This is a genomic window from Endozoicomonas sp. ONNA1 (assembly GCF_024606325.1).
GTDB lineage: Bacteria > Pseudomonadota > Gammaproteobacteria > Pseudomonadales > Endozoicomonadaceae > Endozoicomonas_A.
The window spans coordinates 1-3,080 of record NZ_JAHHPN010000399.1; the positions used below are offsets into that span (position 1 = coordinate 1).

Below are 3,080 nucleotides of genomic sequence, written 5' to 3' on the forward strand. Positions count from 1 at the left end.
CCTCATGTTTGGGTATTCCTTTGCCATTATTCATGGACGAGAAAGCGTGGAACAGCTCCGTACTGAACTCACCATTCTTGTCTTTCCATTCAGGCCAGCCCAGCATCTCTTTCACTTGCTCATGCTTGGGCAGGCCTCTGCTAGCATTCATGGACGACAGGGCGCGGAACAGCTCGATGTTGAATTGGCCATCTTTGTCTTTCCATTCCAGCCAGCCCTGCACCTCTTTCACTTCCTGATGTTTGAGCACGCCCTGGCCATTATTCATGGACGAGAAAGCGCGGAACCGCTCCATATTGAACTCATCATCCTTGTCTTTCCATTCTGGCCACCCCAGTATTTCTTCCACTTCATTATGCTTTGGCAAGCCTTTACCATTATTCATGGACGAAAAGGCGCGAAACAGCTCCATGTTGAATTGGCCATCTTTGTCTTTCCATTCAGGCCAACCCAGCACCTCTTTCACTTCCTCATGGTCGAGCATGCCTTTGCTACTATTCATGGACGAGAAGGCGCGGAACCGCTCCATGTTGAATTGGCCATCTTTGTCTTTCCATTCAGGCCAACCCAGCAGCTGTTTCACTTGCTCATGTTTGGGCACGCCTTTGGTATGATTCATGCCCGAGAAAGCGCGGAATAGCTGTATACTGAACTCGCGATCTGCGTCTTTCCATTCCGGCCAGTTCAGTACCTCTCTCACTTCTTCATGTTTGAGTATGCCTTTGCTACTGTTCATGGACGAGAAGGCGCGGAACAGCTCCATGTTGAATTGGCCATCTTTGTTTTTCCATTCAGGCCAGCCCAGCACTTCTTTCACTTTCTCGTGTTTGAGCATGCCTTTGCTACTGTTGATGGACGAGAAGGCGCGGAACAGCTCCATGTTGAATTGGCCATCCCTGTCTTTCCATTCGGGCCAGCTCAGTACCTCTTTTACTTGCTCATGTTCGGGCACGCCTTTGCCATGATTCATGGACGAGAAGGTGCGGAATAGCTCCATACTGAACTCGCGATCCTTGTCTTTCCATTCGGGCCAGCCCAGAACCTCTTTCACATGCTCATGTTTGAGCATGCCTCTTGCGTTGTACATGGACGAGAAGGATCGGAATAGCTCCATATTGAACTCACCATCCTCCTCTTGCCACTCCGGCCAGCTCAGTATCTCTGCCACTTCCTCATGTTTTGGCAAGCCTTTTGTGTTACACATTGACGAGAAGGCGCGGAACAACTTCATGTTGAACTCACCACGCTTATCCTTCCATTCAGGCCAGCCCAGTATTGCTTTCACTTCCTCATGTGTGGGCACACCTTTGCCATTATTCATAGACGAGAAGGAAGTCAATATATCCAAACTCGCTAAATATTCGAGTTCACACTGGCTACGTTTTGCGAAACTGAGGATATGCTTTTTTGTGCAATTTAGCATGCAGGTTAGCATGCCTGTATTTTTGAAGTTTTCAGAAAGGTGCCCAAAAAAAGTTGCGGCATTATCGAAGAAAGCATTAAAAGACTCTCTCTCAACGAAACAAAGAAGCTTATAAAAAGTGTCTTTTACATTGATGTTTTTTTTCTTGAATATCTCAATCAGGGTTTGTGCTTTTTCCAGCTCTTCCTTACTTAATTCGTATTGGATACTTTCTTTCATTTTTTTCAATAGGTCATCGGGGATCTGGGGGGCTGCCCGATTCCTTTTTTTGGCCGGAGCCCCTGCCACAACTGTTTTTGAATGATTTCTCTTTCTGCCCGAGCCCTTCTTTTTTTTCTGATCAGGTTCTGATGCATCCGGCTCTGTTTCTTTCTGGGGTTGTCTTGCTCTTTTTTGACCGTGAGTACCCGCCAGGCAGTTGTTGCATAAAAACGCTGAAACGGCTGCTTCATTGGCTATCCGACTTAATTCCTGTTGATTCAGTGGCTTGTGACACTTCGAACAAGTGACAACCGAACCTCTGGTATCCTGCTCTGCTGAGGGTTTCAGTGACTCATCGTCTCCATCACCACTGTCGCCCGCCGAACCGGTTGTCTGTTTACGGGCAGCGGCTCCGCTCATCTGGCCTGTTGTCGAGGTGGTTGATGCTTTGATTATTCTGGAGGGTTGATTCTTTTTCCTGGTGCCCGCCTGTCGGCCAGAATATTTGCCAGAAATGATCTCACGGTAAACACAGAGTTCCTGATCATGCCCTGCCAACCATCTCCCAATCAGCCCCGGATGCATCGTGTCGGGATCTGATCTTTCCAGATCCAGAAGATCCGCTTCAGTCACCATGATCCGGTCTGAAAAAATCCGGGCCAGCGTGGTTTGGCCTGTCATAGTTGCCCATAGACGTTTAATGCGTAACATTCGAAGGAGTTGTCTTTTATGTTGCAGGCATTTTTTAACAGGGCTGAGAGCAAGGGGAACGTCAGGCTGGGGCTCCGGGTGAGAATCCCAGTGGTTTCCGTCAGGTGGCTTATCGCCATCATCTCCCCCGGCAGCCCCCGTGGCTATCAGCATATTGGAAGTGTTCTCCGGAACTTCAGGGGACATAGCCAACAGGTTAATGTGGCGGGTTGGCTTCATTGACCAAAAGGGCAGGGGCAACAACTCATTCCCACCGCTGGGATCCGCAGGGCCTGAAAGCATGGGAACCAGCGTTTTGTGACACCCGCGAAGAGGCTTGGGCAGTTCAGGTTCAGCTAACTTACCGGCATACAAGAAATGAGCTGGCAGCGGGCTTGAGCCGACGAGTCCCGCTGCAGGTAGCGACTCCCCGAACATTATCGTCACTAGCAGAAGCAGCGATCGGACTACTGAGTAGAAAATTTTGTTTTGTTCTAAGCGTCTCATAGATTCAGACCTAAAAATCAGCGTCTGTGAATCCATTCGCTATTGGGCTAAATTCGTACGTCATCTGACATAAGGCTCAGGCTCATTCATTGATGTTTGCGTCAGATTGTATAGCACCGAAATGGCGAGCCTACCATGAACAGAATTGGTAAAAAGCTTTTTTTCAGAAGCTTCTATTCTGTAAGACGACACAGGTCTTTTTATAAAGTACTCCCACTCCCATCAAGTAAATCTAATTCCTGACAACTCTCATAAACAT

Annotated in this window: 1 protein-coding gene; it reads right to left on the reverse strand. The window is 48.3% G+C overall.

Going from position 1 to position 3,080, the window contains the following annotated elements; all coding sequences use genetic code 11:
• The coding region (locus tag KDK19_RS09145) for a hypothetical protein (protein WP_257291790.1) at positions 1 to 2,821 on the reverse strand (2,821 nt) is incomplete at its 3' end.
• Positions 2,822 to 3,080 lie beyond the last annotated feature (259 nt).